This window comes from Mycobacterium conspicuum, assembly GCF_010730195.1.
GTDB classification, from domain to species: domain Bacteria; phylum Actinomycetota; class Actinomycetes; order Mycobacteriales; family Mycobacteriaceae; genus Mycobacterium; species Mycobacterium conspicuum.
This window is the reverse complement of sequence record NZ_AP022613.1, coordinates 3,551,790-3,573,167: the sequence shown is the minus strand read 5'-3', so window position 1 is coordinate 3,573,167 and position 21,378 is coordinate 3,551,790. Positions and strand designations below refer to the sequence as shown.

Here is a 21,378-nt window from a genome sequence, read left to right as displayed (position 1 = left end):
GAAGTTGCCCTATGTCCTTGATCTATCGAGCGATATGGCAGGACAATGCCATTGACGACATTCGCGGATTCGCGGCCGACAGGTTTATCCACTGGGTGAGCGAAAAATGGCCGGTAATTGTCGTGCCTACCACCGGGAAAGCTCACGGTGAAGGGCAACAGAATGGCGAGCGGGTCGATCTTGAGGTCCACACTATCGCTGGCGCCGACGCGGAAGTCGGTATTACCGAGGCGTACCGCGGTGATCTTATCGAGACCCGTTCGGGCGGTACACGATGGCACACGACGCTGCGTAGTTGGGAGGCCCTCGAGCAAGATGACACAGCAAATCGGTGGTTTTGGGTCGACGTCGAGGTGGTTGGCGACATCGACATAGCGCGCTTGGCCGTCGCGGCGCCCAAACTCGTTCGTGAACTACTCGCAGGGGGAAGATCCCCTCAGGTTGACGGTGATGCACTCGTGCCTGACCGTACCGTTATGACGGGAGCGGCCGACGGCGAACTGCTTGCCGAGTTAATCTCGCGTCCTGGTCGGACATTGCCGATCATCGTTGCCAACGACAGTCCGGCGGCGAGAGCCAAAGCAGCAGAGTCTGATCTCTATTACCCCAAAATCGTTGAGGCGGTGAGGCAGAGGACGTTTGGCATCGCTACCACTTACACAGTCGACAACGCAGCTGGCGACGGACTCATCGACGCGTTGGGCCGTTCCTACGGGGTGTGGGACGGTGCGATCCGCGTCTATCTGGCTGATGTGGACCCAGCCGAGCCTGGAAATGCTTGGCGCCACCGCTATTACACTTCTGACCGCTACACACGTTCGAATTTCGTTGCCGGTCAGGCGATCGCCAGGCTGCTTGGACCAGTATCAGCGGTGCGGCGACCACCTTCTAGCTATCCGGCAGTCAAACGTTTGCTGGAGGACGTCGACACCGGCGGCAGCTTTGATGAACTTCTCCAGCTCGCCGACGACCAGCTCCGCGAGGCTGACACGACGATCACAGAACTGCGTGAACACGTCAAACAACAGGACGAATTCATCGACGACTTGGCCATCGACCTGGGCGCCGCTCTCGAGGAACGTGCCCTTGCGCTCCGTGAGATCGAGGACCTGAGAAGCCATGTCGTATCACTGCAGGGCCAACTTACGGCTCCAGACAAGTTCCACACCGTGGTGGAAGAGGAACAACCTCCGGCGACTGCGGTTAGTGTGACGGAGGCCGTCAGCCTTGCCAGGGCGTATCTGGCCGATAGGCTGGTTATCCCCGAGGAAGCGCTGCACGATCTCGATGACCTCGACGCTTCACCGGCGGCGGCGGCATGGGGTCAGACGTCGTGGGAAGGGTTGCTGGCTCTTCACGCTTATGCCGTCGACCGCGCAGATGGCTGGGATGGCGGTGGGTTCTGGGAGTGGTGCGAGAACTCAAAGAACCCACGTGCATGGCGTGCTACCAATAAGAAGCTAGCAATGAAGGAATCGGAGTTTGTAAACAACTCGCCGAGACTTCGGCGGACACGCGAATTTCCGATTGCCACTGAGATCGCACCATCCGGCCGCATCTACATGGAGCCGCATCTTAAAATCGCCACGGGAGGTGGAAATCTGGCGCCGCGCATTTACTTCCACTTCGATGACAAGCAATGCATAATCCATGTCGGCTTCATCGGGCCACACCGACTGCTACCTAACACCAAGACGTGAACCGCGCCATTCCGACTGGAATCCGATCGCTTCTATCGTTGGGGATTGCCCAAATTTTCTATTCGCTTGTTAGGCCGCATAGCGGAACATCCCGGAGCCCAATCAGAGACGATTGCTGTCACCGGTCACCTGTTCATCGATCGTTGTCGGCGCCTTGTGGATTAGCGTTGTGAGCAGCGAACCCCAGCCTCGACTGGAGCTCACCGCTCAGCGGCGTCAGCAACCGGAACTTCACCAACATTGGCTCCGCACCTTCGTGGCTGATCGGAACCACGCGCCCAAGGTAGGTAAACGCAGGGTCATTGCCGCGCCGGCGCATCCACAACTCTATCGACTTCCCCGTCGCGAGGGCATCTAGAATCTCCTTGCCCTTCTTGCGTTCTGGTGACGTCGTTGTCTGCGAGCTCCACACGAAGATGTCCGGCCCTTCGAAGTGTTCGGTGTACTGGGTGCGGTCGGCGCGTTTTTCCAACGAAACAAACAGAATCACATGGCTTTTCAGCGAGACGTGACCCGAACGCCAGTTCCCCGGGTTATAGACCTCCCCGTAGAGGGCCGGGACCTCTGTGCTCTTGAATTGCTCGCCAATCCTGGGCGCCAGCGGATTGATGTCCTGCTGATCGAGCTTCTTCACCAGCCGCGCCACCGGCCGCATGTTCGACTCGCCGTGAATGGGTGCGACGGAAGGGTTGTTCGACCGCAGCACGTATCCGTCGGCCTCTCGGCTGAGCACCTTCAATGTCCCTGCGACTCCGCCCTTCCCGGACGTCTCGACGATGACGGGCTGGTTTAGATAGTCGCGGGCCGACCCGCCGGTGATCCACTCGAACAGGAGTGGATCACCGTGCTTGATCGGGTCGGGTCCGCCGTCCATCGAGTCGCCCTTGGCAAAGCAGACGAAGTTACGCGACGGTGTCAGGGGCTCTCCGCCTTGTCTTTTGATGGGGATCTCGGTTGCGGCATGGTCGGTCCATGACTGCTGTGCGCCGGGACCGCACGCGACGGTGTAGTCCCCGAACACCGGGACATAATCGATCTCAAGTCCTGTGTCGGTCGAATCAGCGGGCCGCAAAAGGAGCGTGCCGTCGACTTGCTCCAACGTGACCGTGTGTGTTGTTCCCGGATGGCCGGCCGACTGGCCGAACCACCCTCGAAGCAACCCGGGCAGCGCATTGCCCGTGGTATCGCTGCGGGTGGCGAATGTGACAGCGCCCTTCGCGAACGAGGCGCGGTAGTCCACGCCGTCGGCGATGATCTCGACGTCGTCGGTCGGCAGGTCGGCGGATTGGCGCCGATCCAGCCGGATGATCGGATGCCCATCGGCGTACGCGAGCCGGCATGTCCACGACCGAGTCGTCGACTTCTCCTTGTTGAGCACGTAATTGGCGAGGCGATACTCGATGAGCTCGGCGGCCAGCGCATCGAAGACCTCGCCCAGCTCGTCGCCGACGTCGAACGTCGGCATGATGCGGTCGCCGTCGAGTCGGAAAAGCTTTGGGGCGCGCGCTCCGTCGGGGCCCGTACCGGTGAGGTGCGCGATCGGCCACTTCAGCCAATAGTGAGCCCACTTCTCGCTCGGAGCCGCGGCGAGGTCCGGGAATTCCTTGAGCGGCACGTCACGGGCGAGGCGCGGGTCGGCCAAGAGCAGTCGACGCGATACGTCGGCGTTGGTGGCAATGTCGTCGCCTGTGCGCAGCGCGCCTTCGTGCAGCAATGCCCGGATGGCGATGAGCTTGTAGCTCTTGGTGATGCTTTCCGTTTGTATCGCACGAAGCGTATCGCCGTGGGCATCGACCAGCGCCGCCTCGCCTTCGCCAAGCAGGTCGATGGAACGTAAGAACTGAAACCAGCCGCCGTAGTGTGCCGTGACGACCGCGGGATCGAAGCCGGCTCGAAACGTTTGCGCCGCCGTCGGCCGAAGGCCTTCGTCTTCCATGTACGAGCGGCAGTATTCCTCGATCGCGTCGCGTGCACTGGTCCGCGAGAGCGTCTTGAGCATCTCGACGACTGTGAGGTCGTAGTCGACCGAACACCCTGCCGGCAAGCCAAAGTCTTTGCTTTCCAACGCCGCAAGCACCTGCAGTGTGCTCGGCGCTTCGCGTCGGCCGAGGCTGAGCAGCGTGCGCGGTTTGAGCAGGAAAGAGCGGTGGTTGCCGATGAAGTCGATAACGGCCAGCGCTTCCTTGCCCTCCTGGATGCGAAGTCCTCGGCCCAGCTGCTGCAAGAAGATGACGGGCGACTCGGTAGGGCGGAGCATGAGGACGGTATCGATGTCGGGAACGTCGAGGCCCTCGTTGAAGATGTCGACGGTGAAGATCACTTCGAGGGCGCCGCTGCGCAGCTCGCCGATGGATTGGTGCCGCGGCGCGCTGGACGGGCCGCTGTGCACGGACGCGCATCGCACGCCTCGCTGAACGAAGAAGTCGGTCATGAAGTCGGCATGGTGCTTTGAGGCGCAAAACGCCAAGGTCCGGCTTCCGCGATGCGATTGCCACTCCTCGAACGCTGACTGGGCCCGGTCCTGCGTCTCGATCGCTCGCTCGAGCGCTGCGGGGTCGAATCTGCCGTTGCGCCACGGGATCGGTTCGAAATCAACCGGATCCGGCACACCCCAGTAGTGAAACGGAACCAACTCGTCACGGCGGATGCCCTCGACAAGGTCACATTCGAAGACCACGTTGTCTGCGCACAGCGACAGCAGGTCGGCGCCGTCGAGGCGCTCGGGCGTCGCCGTCAGCCCAAGCAAGAACCGTGGCGTGAAATGATCGAGCACCTTGCGGTAGCTTGCCGCCGCGGCGTGGTGAAACTCGTCCACGACGACGTAATCGAAGGCATCTGGCGGGAATCGGTCCAAGCTACCGGAAAGTGTCTGCACCGTCGCAAAGACGAAGTCGGCATCGGGCTGCTTCTCTCCGCCGAAGTACAGTCCCATCATGGCTTCCGGGTTGACTTGTCGGAAGACGTCGCGACTTTGCTTGAGGATCTCCTCGCGATGGGCGACGAACAGCACACGGCCGGCCCGTGCCTGTGCGGCATCGAATGCAGCCAGCCACGTTTTCCCCAAACCCGTTGCCATCGTCACCATTCCGGCGCCGAACCCATCGGCACGGGTTTGCGCCAACGCGTGCAGCGCTTCTTCTTGGATGGGACGCGGCGTCGCGGGCTGCATGGGCCGATCAGCGGCTTCCACAGCGTCGGGGACCCAAGTTGGGGCAGGCGTGTAGGACGAGATCAGCTCGTCAGTCAGGGGAGCGCTGCGGTGATCGGTCCACAACACCGTGAACCGTTGTTTCAATTCGTCGATGGTACCCACCATGAGGTTCCATTCGATCCCGCCGTCGAGCCCGGATCCGCTGAGGTTGCTGCTACCGACGAACGCCGCCTCCGCGGCTTCCGCAGCGGAGTAGAACAGGTACGCCTTCGGGTGAAAGCTGACCTGCTTGTCGCGAAACACGCGGACGCTGATCGCATCGGGATCGTCATCCATGAGGTCATGCAGACGCGCGAGGGCGGCCGGCTCCGTGAGGCCGAGGTAGTCGGTGGTCAAGATGCGTACCCGCGCGCCTCGCTCGAGTGCGTCTTCGAGCGGTCCGATGAGAAGAGTCAGGCCCGACATCTTGATGAAACTCACGACGATATCGATGCGGTCGAAGTTGACATGGCGGAGATGGCGTACGAGTTCGGGCAGAAGCAGACGCACTTGACCATCGATGAGTACCGGCGTTGTTACTTCGAGGTCGTGCTCTGAGGGCTGTGAGCGGTTCGACGTGGGATGGGAGACGTTGCCGGCCAAGTAGTTTCCCCTTGCCGGAATCACCCCTCTTATCCCGCCGCGCGGATCCGCGACATCACCCAAATATCGGGGGATGACGTGCACGTGCAGGTGGTCGACAGTCTGGCCGGCGGCGTGACCGGCGTTGAATCCGACGTTGAAGCCATCGGGGCTGTGCAGCTCGTTGATCTTTGCCCGTACGCTGTCGACAAGCTCGAAGATGTCCGCACGCTCGCCCGGCGTCGCTTCCCACCAATCGCTGATTTGCCGTCGTGCAACAACCAGCGCGTGTCCTGGATTCACCGGATGGGCGTCCCACACCGCGAATGCCGATCGGTTGGCTGCGATCCATTCGGCGCGGGGGATCTCGAAGAACGGAGATTCGGGTGCGGTCATTGGCAAGCCTTCGCTGCTAATGATTTTCTGTAGTCGGCATATGCGTCTCCGCTAATCCGATTCGCTCACTATCCACCCAGAACCGTTCCGCCGCAGGACTCCTCGCTTAAGCGCGGCGTTTAGTGCGTCCCCGAGCCGCGCACCCACCGCCTGGGTGACCCGGCGACTTCCCAGGAGGTTGAGTGCCTCGCGTTTCAGATCGTCCGCCGCGATCCCGCCCGTCTGCTCGGCCACCACAATCATCGCGTTACCGATCTCGATCAGGCTGACGTATTCCAGCTGCCGAGTGACACCGTCCGGCGGTCGCCGCACAATGCGCCACTGTTCCGGCTCGACGCCGATCGGCCAATAGAATCCCTCGCCGTCTTTGCGCCGGTAGTCGGCGGGGACGAGGCGCTGAATCGAGTGGCTGCGGTTCTCATTGACCCGGGTGAGGCCGAAGGCGGCCGCGACGAGTTTGACCAGCCGATGCGGGTGGATGGGAGCCTCCGCAGCGATCACGCTGATGATGGCGTCAAACACGCGCGCTTTCATTTGCGGGTAATGGAGCTCGTCGAGCACGCTGATGTCCCCGAGACGTCGCGGCTTCCACTCCCGATAGGTCTGTATCATCGGATGAGTCTGCGGCGCATGTGCTTTCGGGGCCGGTGTCGTCGGAGGCGACGCCTGACGCAGGTGAGCGGCTGATAGGGCCGGCCGCCGCACCGGCGCAGCAACCGCCACGTTGTCCCCGGACAACGATCGCTGCCGGGCCTCCTCGACCGCAGTCTTGAGTTGCCCGACGACGACGTCGCGCCGCTTCAGCCAATCGGGCAACCACGCGCGTTCGACGGCAGGCCAGTGCATCATGTCGCGCAGCACCTCCACCGGAACGGCGTCGCGGTCGGCCACGGTGCGTCGCGCATACCATTCCGGGCCGTCGAGCAGCACGGCAACCAGCTGCCGGCCGGGCTCGGATGGGTCGGCGAGGGCGAGGTCAACGCGAAAGTCTGAGAGCCCGACGTCGGTCGTCACCACGAGTCCGTCGGCCGTCAGGGCACCCGCGATGTCGTCGCGATGCCGGTCAAAGACGGGCCTGCGCCCGGCCGTGTCGGCCGCCCCATCAACACCGCGCGCCGCCATCTCCAAGTAGGCCTTGAGATGTTTGGTGCCGGTCTGGCTGGTCTCCTCGGCCCGCAGATCCTCAGGATCGAAACTTGCATACAGCACCACCTCGCGGCGAGCGCGGGTGATTGCGACATTCAGGCGACGTTCGCCGCCGGGCCTCGACAGCGGACCGAAGTTCAGCGGCACCACGCCTTTGTCGTTTGCGCTGAACGCGACTGAGAACAGGATGACGTCTCGCTCGTCACCCTGAACGTTTTCCAGGTTTTTGACGAAAAGACCGTCCGGTTCGTCGAGAGCTCGCGCGATGCGCTCGTCGTCGCTGTCGCGCAACAGGTTCTCGATCAGGTCGCGTTGCTGTGCGTTGAAGGTGATTACCCCCAGCGACGGCACGACGTCCGGCGACTCCTTGAAGCGCTTCACCACATCATCGACAATCGCGTCAGCCTCGACACGGTTGGTCCGCAGTGTCTTGCCCCTTCCGGCGCGCTCGAACTTTCCGTCGACGCGTATCAACGAGATCGCCTGTGCGCCAGCTAAATCATCGCCCTTCCGCGGCGCGGGAAACGACGCCAGGCGGCGGTTGTAGTAGTTATGGTTACTGAACGCGATCAGCGACTCGTCCTGGCTGCGGTAGTGCCAGGACAGCCACTGCTGCGGCACTTGCGCGCCCACGCATTCGGTGAGGATCGATTCCTGGTCGAGGAAGAACTCCTGATCGGAGTCGTCTTCCTCGTCGACGTTGGCGTTCACCTCGGCGAAACTCGACGGTGGCATCTGTTTGCTGTCGCCCACGACGACCACTGAGCGGCTGCGACCCATCGCGCCGATGGCGTCGGCAACCCTAATCTGGGAGGCCTCGTCGAAAACCACGATGTCGAAGAGATCCGACCGTGCGGGGAAAAATCGCGCGACCGACTCGGGGCTCATCAGGGTGCACGGCATGATCTGAGTGATCAGGTCGCCGAAGTTCTCGATCAGACCGCGCACGCTCATGCCGCCGCGCCGCCGCTCGAGTTGCCTACGCAGCCCGCCGACCTGTCCGCTGGCGGCGTTAGCATCAAATCGCCTCTTCTGCACGAGTTTTGCCGGGATAGCCCTGGGCAGCTCGTCGCGGATGGCGCGCAGACTCGTGGTGTACCGGGCGATCATCTTGTCGTGGGCCTCGGCGTTGAAGCTGCCAAGCGCCGTCGCGTCGCGGCGTTCGGCGACGGATGCGATGGCCATCCCGCGTTGAAGCGCCAGACTGGCATCGTCGGCGTCGATGTGGTCCTTGAGGATCGCCGCCCGGGTATCGCTCATTCCGACGGCGATCAGGGGTTCGACCAGGCGGAGAAGGTCCGCCCAGTGCTGGATCGACGCCGTATCGCTGAGGTGTCGGGCTGCGCGCGTTTCCCACCATCGAACGAGGAAGTGTTCCGGTGCTGACCACTGCTTCTGCTGCTCGGCGTTCGTGCCGGTGGCTGTTGTCAGTGTGGTCCATGCCGGAGCGATTCGGGCGAGCTGATCAGCGCAGGCGCCGCAGGGCCGCGACGAGTAGTAATCCCGTAGATCCTGCGTGTGCGGGTCGGCGGGCTGACCACATAATGCGGCACTCGTCCACAGCAGCCAGTCCAGCTGCCGTCTGACGGCGGCCGTGTGCTCGGGGTTGAGTGGATTCCAAGGGCCATCAATGATGGTCGCCGGCAGCCGTGCCACTCGCTCACGGAGATCCTTCACCGCCGCATAGGAGTTCATGACGTCGGCGATCGTCGACGTCAGTGACTTCAGCTCAACGGAGCCCGGATCGACGACGAGCACGTCGGAAAGCTGCTGCAGCACAGCGCGGCGGCGCTTCTTGCGACCAAAGAACCCGGACTGATCTGCTGCCACGGCGGCCTGGTGGATCGCCGGTATGTCCAGGTCGACTGCGTCGAGGGAAACCACGGCACGCCACGCGGGCGGGTGCTCGATGAGGGTAAGCAGCTCGGCCTTCAAGGTACGCAGCTCCGCCGTCCACGGTCCTTCATGCAGCGCATCGAGCGCAGCAAGTGGGTAGCGTGGGGCCGCCGCCAGCTGCGCCCATCGTTCGAAGTTCGCGGCGGTATCGCAGCGGGCGAGACTGTCGATCGTCAGGCCGTTGTCCACGGCGTCGGCGAGCGCCGAGTCGAATTCGACTGCACAGCGGCGGATTTCGTCGATGTCGAGTCCGGCGGCTGGCAGTGAATCGATGAAGCCCCAGGGATGGTCAGCGCGTGGCTGCGCGAGGTCGGTGATTTCGGGCAGCTTGCGCAGGATGCCTTGGACGGTGGCGAAGGATTCCGGTGCGCCGTGCGCAACCAACTCGGGTGGTACTTCGATCGGGACGACGGTTTGATCGGCGGCCAGTTCGGCCGTGTGCGCGGTATACAACGACATGCCGGCGGCGTTCTCTTCGTGCAAACGACGCGCATACCGTGAGAGCGCATTTCGGCTGGACTCGGCGGCCTCGGTGTGGGCACGCAGCGACTCGGTGTCGGCGTTGACCCGCAGGTCCAGGGCGGCGCGGATCTGCTCGCGGACCGCGGCGGGACGCGACGACTTATCGTGCAGATCCAGTGAGATGTCACCCAACCCGACCGCTTCCAACCGTTTCTTGACCACGTCAAGGGCGGCACGCTTCTCGGCCACGAACAGCACCCGGCGACCGGCGGCCATCGCGTGCGCGAGCAGGTTGGTGATCGTTTGGGACTTGCCGGTGCCGGGCGGTCCTTCCAGCACGAAAGTACGTCCGGCTGCGGCTTCGGCGATGGCGTGCAGCTGCGACGAGTCTGCGGGCACGGGCACCTCGTCGCCGAGTTGGTCGAGGTCCACGTCGGCGCTGCCGGTGACCGGATCGATATACGGCTTATCGGGCGAATTGATCAGGTGATTCACCAAACTGTTGGCGGACAACACTTTCCACGAGTCGTCGAGGTCCTTCCACAGGGGGAATTTTGCGAATTGCAGAATGGCCAGGTGGACCGTCTCTTCCACCCGGAAATGCAATCCCCTCCGTGCAACGGCACGACGAACCGCGTCAAAGGTGGCGCCCAGGTCGATGCCTGATGCGTCCTGCGTAGGGTCGAGCAGCTCGGGCACTTCCAATCCGAAAGTCACCCGCAACTTTTCGACCAGGCAGTAGTTCGGCGTCGACGCACCCGCTTCGTCGAGCACTAGGTTGTACCGCTCACCGCGATTGGTCGTGCTCAGCGTCACCGGCACCAGCACCAGCGGCGATCGCAATTCGCGGTCGTCGAGTCGCCAATTCAGCATCCCGAACGTCAGGTAGAGATTGTTGGCACCGGTCTCTTCGAGGATCGTCTTGGCCTTATTGGCCAACGACCGCAACTTCGTTTTGTACGCGGCGGTGGTGATGTCGATATAGGCGCTGCGCTTATCGGCAAACAGAAGTTGGCGGTCGCGCTCGGGAAGGTCACGGCCGTAACGGATTCCGCGTGCAATGTCGATTTCCTTGACAGCGTCGGAAGGTTGCAAGACGATCCGGGTGCCATCGTTCACCGCGTCTTCGAATTGGCCGATCGCCGGTCCGGGTACCTCAAGGCGGAATCCCGCGCGTTCGGTGTAGTTGATCAGCCTGTTGCGAAGGCTCAAGTCCAGCAGCGCGTTCTTCCACTTGGCGACCCGGGGCGGGACCGCTTCCCGCGAGCTGTGCGTGGCCGCGTCCGATCCGGCGGGCTGGTAGGGGGCGATGACCGGATCCGCGGCGGGGGTGTATTCGGTGACGACGACATTGCCGTCGGGGTCGACCACCCGGCTGGGTAACGGAAAAATGTGAGACCGGCGGGCCTGGCGGATATCGGTGACGCCGAGGATCTTCGACAAGTCGCCACTGAGATGCGACGTTCGCGGCGCGTCGACCGCCGCAGAAAACGGAGCCGACTGATCGCCGCCCGTTACCGTCGTAGTCTCGACGAGGCGCAGATGCCCGAGGTCAACCAGATTGACGACATCGATCACCTCGGTCGTGCAGACAGTCGCCAGCGATGAGTCGATACGCCAATAGCCCAGCAGCACATGCCCTTCGAGCACCCAGAGCGTGGTGTTGACCCCCGTCTGTTCGAGTGCGGCGGCCATGGTGACGGCGGTGTCGAGACAGGTTCCGAGTCTGCCGTCGAGGACTTCTGCCGGGGTGCGGACTCTTTGGCCGTCCAATCCCCAACTTGCCGGGGGTTCGGCGTAACGGATGTCCCGCGTGCGCATCGCGTCGTAGACGGCCTGTGCGATGGCGTCCACCCGCTCGGGGTTCTCGGTTTGGTATCCGTCGATCGCGGAGCGGCCGGTCGCGGCGCCGAGGCGGTCGGAAACCTCGCGCATCAGCGCGGTAATCGCCGCGGCGTTGGGCTGCACGTGGGCGGCGAGCAATTCCATAGCCAGCTGCAGGGGTTTGGCCTTCCATTGGTTGGCGGCCAGGATGTTGACGTCTTTGGCTGACTCGGCCACCACCGTTCCGCTGGCGTCACGGAGTACCGCCTCGATGTGGCCTGGCCGCTGGTCTTCGACCGTGAGCATGGACGCCGGGTCCAAGGCCAGGTTGATGTCGCGCAGAGTCGTCGGCTTCGCTGCCGCGACGTCGAGGTGCCGCTCGCAGGGACCGCCGAGCGCGGCGCCGGCGCTGACGACGCTAACTTGCAGGACCGCTCCGCGCAGCTCCTCCGCGGCGCCGTGAATGGTGATGTGGTCGACCACCGGTATGCGGCAATGCGCCATCGGGTAGCTCAGGTCGGAGACGGCGTGGATTTCGATTCGGCCGCCCGTAGGGGCGGGCTCCGTTAGAGCCGTCGCGGCCGGTGACGGCGCGAATCGGACGGTAGAAGCGCTCGGCGCTTGAGTGGGCTCCGATGGGATCACCGTCGCCCGCTCGACCGAGGAGGGCTGATCCTCGGTGGCCGCGGCGGCAGACCGAACAGGATTCAGCGTCGATTTCAGCTCGGCGGCCTGCGCAGCGAAATCATCTGCGCCAATAGCCCTGAGGAGCAGTTCCACGGAGTCGATCGCTCGGTAGGCCTCCGGCTCAGTAAACGCCTCGGTGTGCGCCCACCTGTTGCGAACGTCGCGCAACTCGCTGGCGTAGGTTTGTCCAGCCCGTGACAGATGGCGAGTGAACGGGAATCCGTATTCCCCGAGCCGTTCGGTCATCGCACGCAGCATCAACGACAGGTCGCTGCTCCTGTAGCTGCTCATCTGTCGGCCGGCGGCGGCGTCTTTGCGACGCAACACCTCCGTCCACGCAACGCCGGGCGGTAACGCTTGCGCAAACACACGTTCGACAAACGGTCGGAGGCCGTCGATCAGGATTGACAGTGCTTCACCCACGACGGAGTGGTAGTTGTCCTTGATCACTGCAGATCTCCCGCGTTTTATCTCAGCAAAATGCTGTCGCCGCCTCGGGCGCGCGGCCAGCCTATGTCCCCCTACTGACATAGTTCGCGGTGGCAATAAAACCACGCGCGGCGACCTCTTCGCAGGCGCTTCTGCGATTGGCTTTGGATTCCGTGCTGGGACAAGGCTTACTGGAGTCACCAATCGATCAACCCCATGTGTTCAAAGACCTGATCTTGCACAGCCGGTTCAAAAGCATTGAGGGCGGAGTCCTCGTCTACGAGGTTCCCATCAACCGCGTGCACTGCACGGAGGGTCCATTCGGGATTGTCGATTGCGAGGATACTGGTGAGAGCGTGACGATGAGGATCGTGGCCAATATCAACGAAGGGCGTCCAGACGTGCCTGACGGGGGACAGAAAGGGGTTATCTCGATGTATCCGCTCCCGGGGGGTAGTGGAGTGGTGGAAGTGAAACCGAACTGGACGCTGACTCCGCCGTGGGTGAATAAGAATGTACCCATCAACTGATCCCGCTGACGCGCAACGCGAGTTCGCAACAGAGGTGCTGCGAAACCTGTTGCGGCGCATCGACGTTCAGAACAGGAAAGGATGCGATCCCTTTCTGGTCTCGCATGCGTGGACCGAAGGACCGATGATGTACCTGGTGTACACGGCTCCGCCGTCCGACATCACTTGGGGACTCGCCCGCGACACCAGAGAGTCGATCATCAACCCCGGTCCATGGCTGTCCCAGGATGATCCGGCGTTGTATTACTACCTCTGCGATCTTGAGGAGGGCAGGGTGTCGGCGTCTTTCCGCCATCCAGGGGATCCAGAGACCATCCTGTGGCACGGATTCCCGCGTGAAGGTCTCCCGGAGCGCCCGTCAGATATCCCTGAGGCGTATCGGTTTGCACCATCTGCACCGGCCTCAATCGAGGACGGCGGAGATCAAAATCGGCCTGTAATCATCGAGCCACGCCGATATGGAAATCCACTTTGAGCGAAGTGCTTGACTCGATGACAATCGGATCTCGGCGTTTCCCCGCCGGCGTGCGCATTTCCTCGCTGGGGCTATGTCACCAGTGCTGTAGCCGCTGTCTCTGCCGACCTGCTTCTTCAGGCCAGGAGCCGTTCTCGCCGGTTAGCGCTGACCGGTGTGGCCGGCATGGCGCGCCCACCAGCGGCTCCGCGTCGAGCAGTCGCTCATCTCGTCTCGTCGACGAACACCGCCATCGACGCGGTGAACGCGTGCAACGCATTGCGTCCGGCGATCGGGCCGATCTCCCCGGCGGCGAAGAAACCGGCCAGAGGAAGCCCGCCCAGCAGCTCCTCGATGGTCGACGCGTCGTGGTCGGCGACCCCGAACATCCGTCGCCCGCGCCCGTTGCAGGTGAACAACAGCGCGCCCACCGGACGCCCGGGCAGCTCGGCTGCCGCCCGTTCCACGGTCAGGCGCAGGTCCTTGTCGGCCCCCGCCGCGTCGCGGACCTGGAACTGCACGGTCGCACCGACCTCGACAACCTCGCCGATCTCGATCGCCCCGCTCGCGGCGTCGGCGCCGAGCAACCCGCGGATCAAAAAGTCGCCCTGACCCGGCGCGGCCAAATGCTCGTCGACGACGATCCCGACCTGCAGGCCGGTGCTGACCAGTTCCTGCTCGTCGGGCGGCAGCCCCACGACGATCTCGCGCAGCCGCTGCAGCGGCGGTCGCCCGCCCAGCTCGGTGATCCGTGCGCCGTCGGCGCCGGTGACGATGTACGGGTCGCCGATCGGCCGGCAGCCGTGCGACACGATCGGCACAGCATGCACGCCGGGTAGGCGCACCCCGACGAGGCCGGAGGTGAGCACGCTGTGGTCGCGGAACAGCCGCGTGGCGCCCGGTCCACGCGCGCCGCTGACCATGCCGCCCACCATGGTGGTGCCCGGCAGGTCGGTGTTGAGGTGCTCGATGAGCAGGCTCGACGGGAAGGTGTACGGGTCGGGTAGCAGCAGGTGCAGGTCGTGTGTGGTCCGGTCGAACCGGTAACCGGTGATCAGCCCGCCCGAACCGGTGCGCACGAAGTCCATCGCGAACGTCTCGGCGGCCAGCCCGGACGCCAGCCACACCGCCACCGCGGGCCCGTCCTCGATCTCGCGGTTCCCGGCGATGATCGCCTGGGCGACGCAGCCGATCAGCGCAGGCGCCTCGACCATCTGCTGCACCGCGTCGAGGATGTCCGCGGCCCGATCGGTGTGGGATCGCGAAACGAACAGTACGGCCAGCGACGGCGCCTCACCCGCCAGCTGGTGGCGCGCCTGCGCTGCGGCCCCCAACGCGGCTTCCCGCGCGTCGGGCGCGGTGGACACCCCGACTGCAATGCGCATCCTTCCATGGTGCGCCGCCCTGGGGGTTTGACGAAATATCTCGGGCCGGCGGGAGACCCGTTCAAGGCTAGTTGTACTCGGTGCTACCGCACATGGGGCCGCGATGTCAGTCCCAGGAGTTGACCTAGTCGACGCCCGTTCCTTCGAAGTGGCGAATAAGGCGGGTAGCCACAGTTGCGTGCCGGGTCGCGGCTATGCCAGTGATCTGCACATCACGAGTCTTCACCGCACACCCAACCGCTCCTTCATATCAAGCATTTGACCAAGAAATTCGGCCGCGAGCTGCGGTAACGTACATGCATCATGGCGAGGAAGACGATATCCATCGACTCCGAGGCATACGAGCGCCTACGGGCCGCTCGGCGTTCGCCCGGCGAATCGTTCTCTCGCGTCATCAAGCGGGCGTATTGGCGCAACGAATTTGCCACGACGGCAACGCTTCTGGATGCGCTTGCCGAATTGCCGACCGTGAGCGACGACGTTTTCGAGCGCCTCGATAAGGCGCAGCACCCGGACGCACCGCCCGAGGACTCATGGCACTCCGGCTGAGTGTCGACGCCGAGCGCCCTATCGTCACCGCGAACCCGGCAGGCTTCCGGCGCATCGACGGCCTCGGCATCGCGGAGGACCGATGATTTCCGGCTTGCACGCCTTCGGCCGCGGCGTGGATCGCCCGGAACACGTGGTGGTGGCCGGCGATGGCCGGGTGTTCGCCTCCGACAAGGCCTCGGCCGTCGCCGAACTCGTTGACGCGAACACCGTTCGGCGCATGGGGCAGGCCGGCGGTGAGCCGAACGGGATCGCGTGCGACCGGGACGGCCACTTCCTGATCGCCAACTGGGGCTTAGGGAAGCTCCAGGACCTCGACCCGGCGACCGGCACAATCACAACAGTGCTAGAAGGACAACTCGACGGACGCCCGCTGCGGTGGCTGAACTTCGTCCTGGTGGATTCCGTTGGGGCGCTCTGGTGTTCGGTGAGCACAACGGCCGATGACCTGCTTGATACCATCGCGCGCGGCACCGCCGACGGGTTCCTCTTCCGGGTTACACCGGACCGCCGATCGGCGCACGTGGTCGCCGAGGCGGTCAGCTTCCCGAATTGCATGGCGCTGGACCGCGACGAGGACTACCTGTACGTGGTCCGCACGCTCGCCGCCGACGTCGTCCGGTTTCCGATCGAAGGCGAAACACTCGGGCCGCCAGAGCGATTCGGCCCGCCGCTGGGCGGCCGTCGCCCTGACGAGTTCGGCCCAGACCACGGCCGATTTCTGGCCGACCCGCAGACGGGTCGCCGGTGGGGGATGGCCGACGGATGCGCGTTCGACGCCGACGGAAACCTTTGGGTCACACTCGTTTTAGCCAACAAGATCGTGGCGATCAGCCCGCACGGCGAGGCGATGCCAATACTCGACGACCCCGACGGCGCGGTATTAAATGCCCCGACCAGCATCGCCTGGGGAGGCGAAGACATGCGCGACATCTACATCGGCTCGATCCAGGCCCCGCATGTGCTCAAGGGCAGAAGCTCGATGCCCGGCCTGCCGATGGTGCACCAGCGCTAGCCGTTTGACGGCCCGGGTCTCATGAGGTTGCGCAGCGCCTCGTCCTGGTCGGCCGGGATCATCGACTCGGGCAGGTCCCAGAGCTGGCGAATGGTGGCACCGCCGTCGACCACGAGGGTCTGACCGGTGATGCGGGCGGCCAGCTCCGAGGACAGGAACAACGCGGCGTTGGCGATGTCATGCGCGCGCGGCGCCGCCAGCGGGTTAATTCCGTTGACGGCGTACTCGTTTGGCGGCTGATCCTCGTTGCCCGAACCCACATTGCCCGGCGCGACCGCGTTGGCGCGAATGCCGTAGCGCCCCAGTTCGTCGGCGAAGGACTTGACCAGCGAGATGACGCCGGCCTTGGCCGCGCCGTAGGCGGCATGGTGTCGGGCCGCCGCGATGCCGTCGACCGAGGTGAGCGCGACCAACGATCCGCCGGTGCGCTGGGCGATCATGTACCGCGCCGCCGCCTGGAAAAGGTAGAACACCTGGTTGAGGTTGTAGTGGATCGTCGCGTCCCACACCTCGGGCGTGAAGTCCTCGACCTTGCCCCAGGTCGCGCCGCCGATGATGTCCACGCACACGTCGACACCGCCCAGCGCCGCGACGGCGTCGTCGATCGCGCGACCGACCTGGACGGGGTCGGTCATGTCGGCGACGATCGGCACGGCAGTGCCGCCCCTGCCGGCAATCTCGGCGACGATGCGTTCGGCGCGCTCCTCGTCGATGTCGATGCAGGCCACCGAGGCGCCCGCCTCGGCGAGGGCCAGCGACGTGAACCGGCCGTGGCCCGCGCGCTGCGGGATGTAGCCCGCGCCCGACACCACCGCACGCTTACCGGACAGTCCAAGATCGATCACCACCAACCTCCTTGCGCCCCAACCAGTGCCGTACTGGTGGAGTATCGAGACCCCCTCGAAGGCTGTCAATGACGGCCAGGCGATAGGCCTCACGCCGTTCGGATACGCAGCCCGGTGGGTGGGGCGGCCGGCGGCGGGAGCGTCAGCGGCGCGTCGCCGGGAGAGATACGTCCGAGCACGTGCGGTCCGGTGAGCAGCGGCACCTGGTGCCAGGCGAGGAAGCCGAGCAGCGCCATCAGGTAGGCCTCCTTGGCCTGCGCCGGCAGGCCGTGGTCGTCGCTGACGGTGAGCGGGAGGCGGCGCTCGAGCGCGGCGAGTAGCACCGGGTTGCGGACACCGCCTCCGGACGCGACGACCTCGTCGGGCGCGTAGGGCGCGAGCGCATCGGCGACGGTGATCGCGGTCAGCTCCGTCAGCGTCGCCAACAGGTCCTCGGGCGCGAGATCCGGCAGGACCCCGAGGCGGAAGTGCTCGCGGCCGGTCGACTTCGGCGGCGCGAGCGCGTAGTAGGGGTCGTCGAGCAGCCGTTGCAGGAGCGCCGCGTCTGGCGTGCCGCGGGCGGCGAGCCGACCGTTTTCGTCGCACGGCTGGCCCGTGGTGCGGCGCGCCGCCTCGTCGAGCAGGCAGTTGGCGGGCCCGGTGTCGAACGCGAGCGGGGGACACCCGCGGCGGACGAGGGTCACGTTCGCGATCCCGCCAAGGTTGAGCGCCGCGCGCGTGTGCTCGCCCTGCAGCCACAGGCCGTCGAGAACGCCGGCGAGCGGGGCGCCGTGGCCGCCGGCGGCGATGTCGCGTGCGCGGACATCGGAGATGACCGGTAGCCCGGTCGCCTCGACGATCCACGCGGGCTGCCCGAGCTGCAGCGTTCCCTTCGCCTCGCCGCCCTGTACCCAGTGGTAGATGGTCTGCCCGTGGCTGACGACGAGGTCGGCGGGCAGCAGCTCAGCGGCGAGCGCCGCCGACGTCTGCCCGATCAGCTGGTCGAGCTCGCACAGCTCGCCCGCCGTCGTCGGGCCCAGCGAGGCGTGCAGGCGCGCGCGCACCTCGTCCGGCCACGGCCGCTCGATGTGACGCAGCGGCGCCATCGCCACGTTGTCGCCGTCCCATTCGACCGCCGCCACCGCCGCGTCAAGGCCGTCCATCGACGTCCCCGACATCAACCCGACCACCCTCATGCTCGTAGCCATCCTTCCTCGAATGTCAATTCCGCACTTAGGCTTTCGATCGACAGGTGGTAGGTTGAAAACCGGTGTCTGGTTGCGTTTGGGGGAATCGCATCAAGCTCGTCGCGCCCGCAAGGTGCGGCGATTTGACCTACGCCGAACCGTCGCCACCGGGCCCGCCGGAATCCTCGATCGATCCGTCCGCTACACCGACGGTGCCTTCCTTCGCCAGATGAAAGGTGGATCATGCCTAAGTTAAGCCAATACGCGCAGGGCACACCGAACTGGGTCGGCCTGCAAACCACCGCTCAGTCCGCGGCTAAGCAGTTCTACGCATCGCTATTGGGCTGGAGCTTCGATGACAGCCCGATGCCTCAAGGCGGCGTCTACTCCATGGCCACCGTGAAGGGCGAAAAGGTGGCGGCGATCACGCCGATGCCGCCGGGTGCGCCCGAGGGCAGGCCACCGATGTGGAACACCTACATCGCGGTGGACGACGTTGATGCGGCGGTCTACAAGGTAGAACCCGCGGGCGGGCAGGTGCTAATGGCGCCCGTCGACATCGGCGAAGCCGGCCGGATGGCCATCGTCGCCGACCCGACCGGCCCGGCGGTGGGGCTGTGGCAGGCCAATCGCCGCATCGGCGCCACGCTGGTCGGCGACCCGGGCGCGCCGATCTGGCACGAATTGATCACGGAAAACCCGGAATTCGCGCTCGCCTTCTACCAGGACGTGGTGGGCCTGGCACACTCCGTGGTGGAGATGGCACCGGGTCAGAAGTACACGCTGCTCAAGGTCGGTGAAAACGATGTCGGCGGTTGCACCGAACCGCCGATGCCAGGTGTGCCCAACCATTGGCACGTCTACTTCGCCGTCGACGATGCCGACGCCGCCGCGGCCAAGGCGGCCGAGGGCGGCGGGCAGGTCATGGTCGAGCCGTTCGACATACCGTCGGTGGGGCGCTCGGCCGTCTTGACCGACCCGCAGGGCGCAGTGTTCAGCGTGCTGCAGCCGGCCCAGCAGATGTAGGCGCCGGCCTCAACCCGCAAAGCCCCGCAGGATCCCACTCACCCCGACGTCCCAGCGCCGATTCACCGACGCCTTCGACTTGCCCAGCCAGCGGCCGCCTTCCTGGACCGCCAAACCCTGTGCCAGAGCGAGCAATACGTGCGCGATATCGACCGGGTCGCCGGTGAGCTGTCCGGCATCGGTGCACCGCTTGATTCTGCCGACGAAGATCTCACGCAGCGACGGCGATGCCGCCAGTTCCTCGGGGCCGGGGTCGAAATCCTGGAAGGGCCGCGAGAACATCACCCGCGCCAGTGCCGGGTACTCCAGGCAGAACCGGCGGAACACCGGAATGAGCCGTTGCACGTCGCCGACCGCGTCGTCGGTCTCGGGCACGGCGAGCAGCTGGCGGGCAAGCATCCGGAATCCCTCGAAGAACACCGCGCGCACCAATCCGGACTTGTCGCCGAACAACTCGTAGACCGCGGGCACCGAGGTGCCGGCCAGCTCGGCCACCCGCCGGGTGGTGAACCCGGACAGGCCGTCCTCGTTCAAGGTCGACATCGCGACCTTGAGCACTTGGTCGCGAAGCTCGGGGGTGCGCTGTTTGGGTCGGGGCATCCGGTCTACTGCGCGCCGATTTCGCGTGGCACGCCGTCGATTCCGGCGCGCAGCTCCTTGAGCGTGTCGGCGCGGGCGCGCAGTTTGGTGGCGGCGTGGGCCCGCTGGTCGAGCTTGGTGAATTCGAGGGCAGCCTCCTGCGCCCGAGCGAGTACCCGCTCCGGCAGGTCGATCTCGTCGATGAATCCGGCGGCCAGGGCGGTCTCGCCGAAGAACACCTTGGACAGCCCGACCGCTTGCTGATAGGCCGACCGCGTGAGACGCAGCTTCAGGATTGCCGAGGCCGCATGCGGCACGACCATGCCGATGGCCACCTCGTTGGCCTGAATGTTGTATCCCGGCGCGGCGATTCGGTGATCGCCGCTGCACAACAGGAACGATCCCATCGCGATGGCCGGGCCGGTGCACGCCATGACGACCGGCTTGGGGTAGGACAGCAGCCGGTAGGACAACTCGAATCCGCCCCGGAGCATGTCGATCGCCGGCTGCGCTTCGCCGGCTTGAAAGACCTTCAGGTCGAACCCGCCGCTGAACACGCGGTGGTTGCCGGCGATGACCACCGCGCCGACGTCGTCGCGGTCGGCGTTGTCGAGCGCGTCGTTGAGGGCTTGCAGCATGGTCGGCCCCAGCGCGTTGACCTTGCCGTCGTCCATGGTGATGGTCGCGATGGATTCGTCGCGACGGTAGGTGACCGGTCCGCTCATGAGTGCTCCTTTGCCCTTGGTGATTTGTATCGACGTTACGAAACAACGTTACGAAATGCAAGAGACACACCACACCGCACGTATGTCTCACCGGTGATACACTGCTGACGTGGAATCAGTAACTGTGCGCGACCTCCGCAATAAAGGTGGAGAAGTGCTGGACCGGGTGGAGCGGGGCGAACGTGTGATCGTCACGCGAGACGGGCGCGCGATCGCCGAGTTGCGCCCCCTGCCGCGTCGCAGCGCCAGTGCGGTCGAACTCATTGAGCGCAGAAAAGGGCTGCCTCGCGTCGATCCCGATGTGCTGCGACGCGACATCGACACCGTGATCGATCCGACGCTGTGACCGCAGACGCGGTGTCGAGGGGGATGCTCGACACATCAACCGTGATCCTGCTCGGGCGCATCGGAGACCCCGCAGATCTGCCGGACGAGGTCGTGATCAGCGCTATCACATTGGCGGAGTTGTCGGTGGGGCCACACGTCGCCCGTTCCGACGACGAGCGGACGGCACGCCAGGCGCATTTGCAGCAGGCGGAGTCGGACTTCGATGTACTGGCGTTTAACGCCGAGTCTGCGCGCGCTTTTGGGTCAGTTGCCGCGTCGTTGCGTGCGTCCGGCCGAAAGCCAGCGGCCCGCGCTTACGATGCACTGATCGCCGCCAGCGCGATCGCCTACGGCCTGCCGCTCTACAGTTGCAATCCGTCGGACTTTGCCGCGATCCCACGCCTGGACCTACGAACCGTCCCTCACCCCGATCACGACATTTCGTGAGGCCAGCAGCATAAGGTG

Annotated in this window: 15 protein-coding genes; 8 read left to right on the top strand and 7 right to left on the bottom strand. The window is 64.8% G+C overall.

All coding sequences use genetic code 11. The features are described from left to right. Positions 1-11 precede the first annotated feature (11 nt). Positions 12-1,700, top strand: coding sequence for a hypothetical protein (locus tag G6N66_RS16540; RefSeq protein WP_085231160.1), 1,689 nt, complete (start codon positions 12-14; stop codon positions 1,698-1,700). 133 nt (positions 1,701-1,833) lie between these two features. Here the strand turns inward: G6N66_RS16540 and G6N66_RS16535 are convergent, their stop codons facing one another. Beyond that, complete coding sequence (locus tag G6N66_RS16535) at positions 1,834-5,868, bottom strand: DUF3427 domain-containing protein (RefSeq protein ID WP_085231159.1); 4,035 nt, start codon at positions 5,866-5,868, stop codon at positions 1,834-1,836. 51 nt (positions 5,869-5,919) lie between these two features. Beyond that, positions 5,920-12,333, bottom strand: coding sequence for a DUF3320 domain-containing protein (locus tag G6N66_RS16530; protein ID WP_139825023.1), 6,414 nt, complete (start codon positions 12,331-12,333; stop codon positions 5,920-5,922). Between the two features lie 143 nt (positions 12,334-12,476). Here G6N66_RS16530 and G6N66_RS16525 point away from each other — a divergent pair, with 143 nt between their 5' ends. Both G6N66_RS16525 and G6N66_RS16520 read left to right on the top strand, forming a co-directional pair. Next, positions 12,477-12,842, top strand: a complete 366-nt coding sequence (locus tag G6N66_RS16525; protein WP_179968280.1) for a hypothetical protein — start codon at positions 12,477-12,479, stop codon at positions 12,840-12,842. Beyond that, the gene (locus G6N66_RS16520) at positions 12,826-13,317 is read left to right on the top strand and encodes a hypothetical protein (protein WP_085231157.1); all 492 of its coding nucleotides are present in this window, start codon (positions 12,826-12,828) and stop codon (positions 13,315-13,317) included. Before G6N66_RS16525 ends, G6N66_RS16520 begins: the two co-directional genes overlap by 17 nt. A 203-nt stretch (positions 13,318-13,520) precedes the next feature. Here G6N66_RS16520 and G6N66_RS16515 read toward each other — a convergent pair whose 3' ends face one another. Next, positions 13,521-14,681, bottom strand: a complete 1,161-nt coding sequence (locus G6N66_RS16515) for an FIST signal transduction protein (protein WP_085231156.1) — start codon at positions 14,679-14,681, stop codon at positions 13,521-13,523. Between the two features lie 303 nt (positions 14,682-14,984). On the opposite strand from G6N66_RS16515, the gene G6N66_RS16505 reads away from it, so the two are divergent. Beyond that, a complete protein-coding gene (locus tag G6N66_RS16505; RefSeq protein WP_085231155.1) occupies positions 14,985-15,230 on the top strand; it encodes an antitoxin VapB family protein in 246 nt (81 codons plus the stop codon). 82 nt (positions 15,231-15,312) lie between these two features. Then, a complete protein-coding gene (locus G6N66_RS16500) occupies positions 15,313-16,245 on the top strand; it encodes an SMP-30/gluconolactonase/LRE family protein (protein ID WP_085231154.1) in 933 nt (310 codons plus the stop codon). Here the strand turns inward: G6N66_RS16500 and G6N66_RS16495 are convergent. Both G6N66_RS16495 and G6N66_RS16490 read right to left on the bottom strand, forming a co-directional pair. Then, positions 16,242-17,090 (bottom strand): SDR family NAD(P)-dependent oxidoreductase, encoded by an 849-nt coding sequence (locus G6N66_RS16495; RefSeq protein WP_085231153.1) that lies wholly within the window; start codon positions 17,088-17,090, stop codon positions 16,242-16,244. The genes G6N66_RS16500 and G6N66_RS16495 overlap by 4 nt on opposite strands. 89 nt (positions 17,091-17,179) lie before the next feature. Then, positions 17,180-18,265 (bottom strand): anhydro-N-acetylmuramic acid kinase, encoded by a 1,086-nt coding sequence (locus G6N66_RS16490; RefSeq protein ID WP_085231152.1) that lies wholly within the window; start codon positions 18,263-18,265, stop codon positions 17,180-17,182. Between the two features lie 234 nt (positions 18,266-18,499). Between G6N66_RS16490 and G6N66_RS16485 the strand changes: the two genes are divergently transcribed. Beyond that, positions 18,500-19,282 (top strand): VOC family protein, encoded by a 783-nt coding sequence (locus G6N66_RS16485; protein ID WP_085231151.1) that lies wholly within the window; start codon positions 18,500-18,502, stop codon positions 19,280-19,282. Positions 19,283-19,291: 9 nt separating this feature from the next. Here the strand turns inward: G6N66_RS16485 and G6N66_RS16480 are convergent, their stop codons facing one another. Further along, the gene (locus tag G6N66_RS16480) at positions 19,292-19,882 is read right to left on the bottom strand and encodes a TetR/AcrR family transcriptional regulator (RefSeq protein ID WP_085231150.1); all 591 of its coding nucleotides are present in this window, start codon (positions 19,880-19,882) and stop codon (positions 19,292-19,294) included. Positions 19,883-19,887: 5 nt separating this feature from the next. Continuing rightward, positions 19,888-20,586 (bottom strand): crotonase/enoyl-CoA hydratase family protein, encoded by a 699-nt coding sequence (locus tag G6N66_RS16475; protein WP_085231149.1) that lies wholly within the window; start codon positions 20,584-20,586, stop codon positions 19,888-19,890. Between the two features lie 109 nt (positions 20,587-20,695). Between G6N66_RS16475 and G6N66_RS16470 the strand changes: the two genes are divergently transcribed. Both G6N66_RS16470 and G6N66_RS16465 read left to right on the top strand, forming a co-directional pair. After that, on the top strand, positions 20,696-20,932 hold the full coding sequence (locus G6N66_RS16470) for a type II toxin-antitoxin system Phd/YefM family antitoxin (protein ID WP_179968279.1): 237 nt from the start codon (positions 20,696-20,698) through the stop codon (positions 20,930-20,932). Beyond that, positions 20,929-21,360 carry a type II toxin-antitoxin system VapC family toxin gene (locus tag G6N66_RS16465; RefSeq protein WP_232079329.1) on the top strand — a complete coding sequence of 144 codons (432 nt, stop codon included), beginning with the start codon at positions 20,929-20,931 and terminating at the stop codon, positions 21,358-21,360. The genes G6N66_RS16470 and G6N66_RS16465 overlap by 4 nt, the downstream gene beginning before the upstream one ends. Positions 21,361-21,378 lie beyond the last annotated feature (18 nt).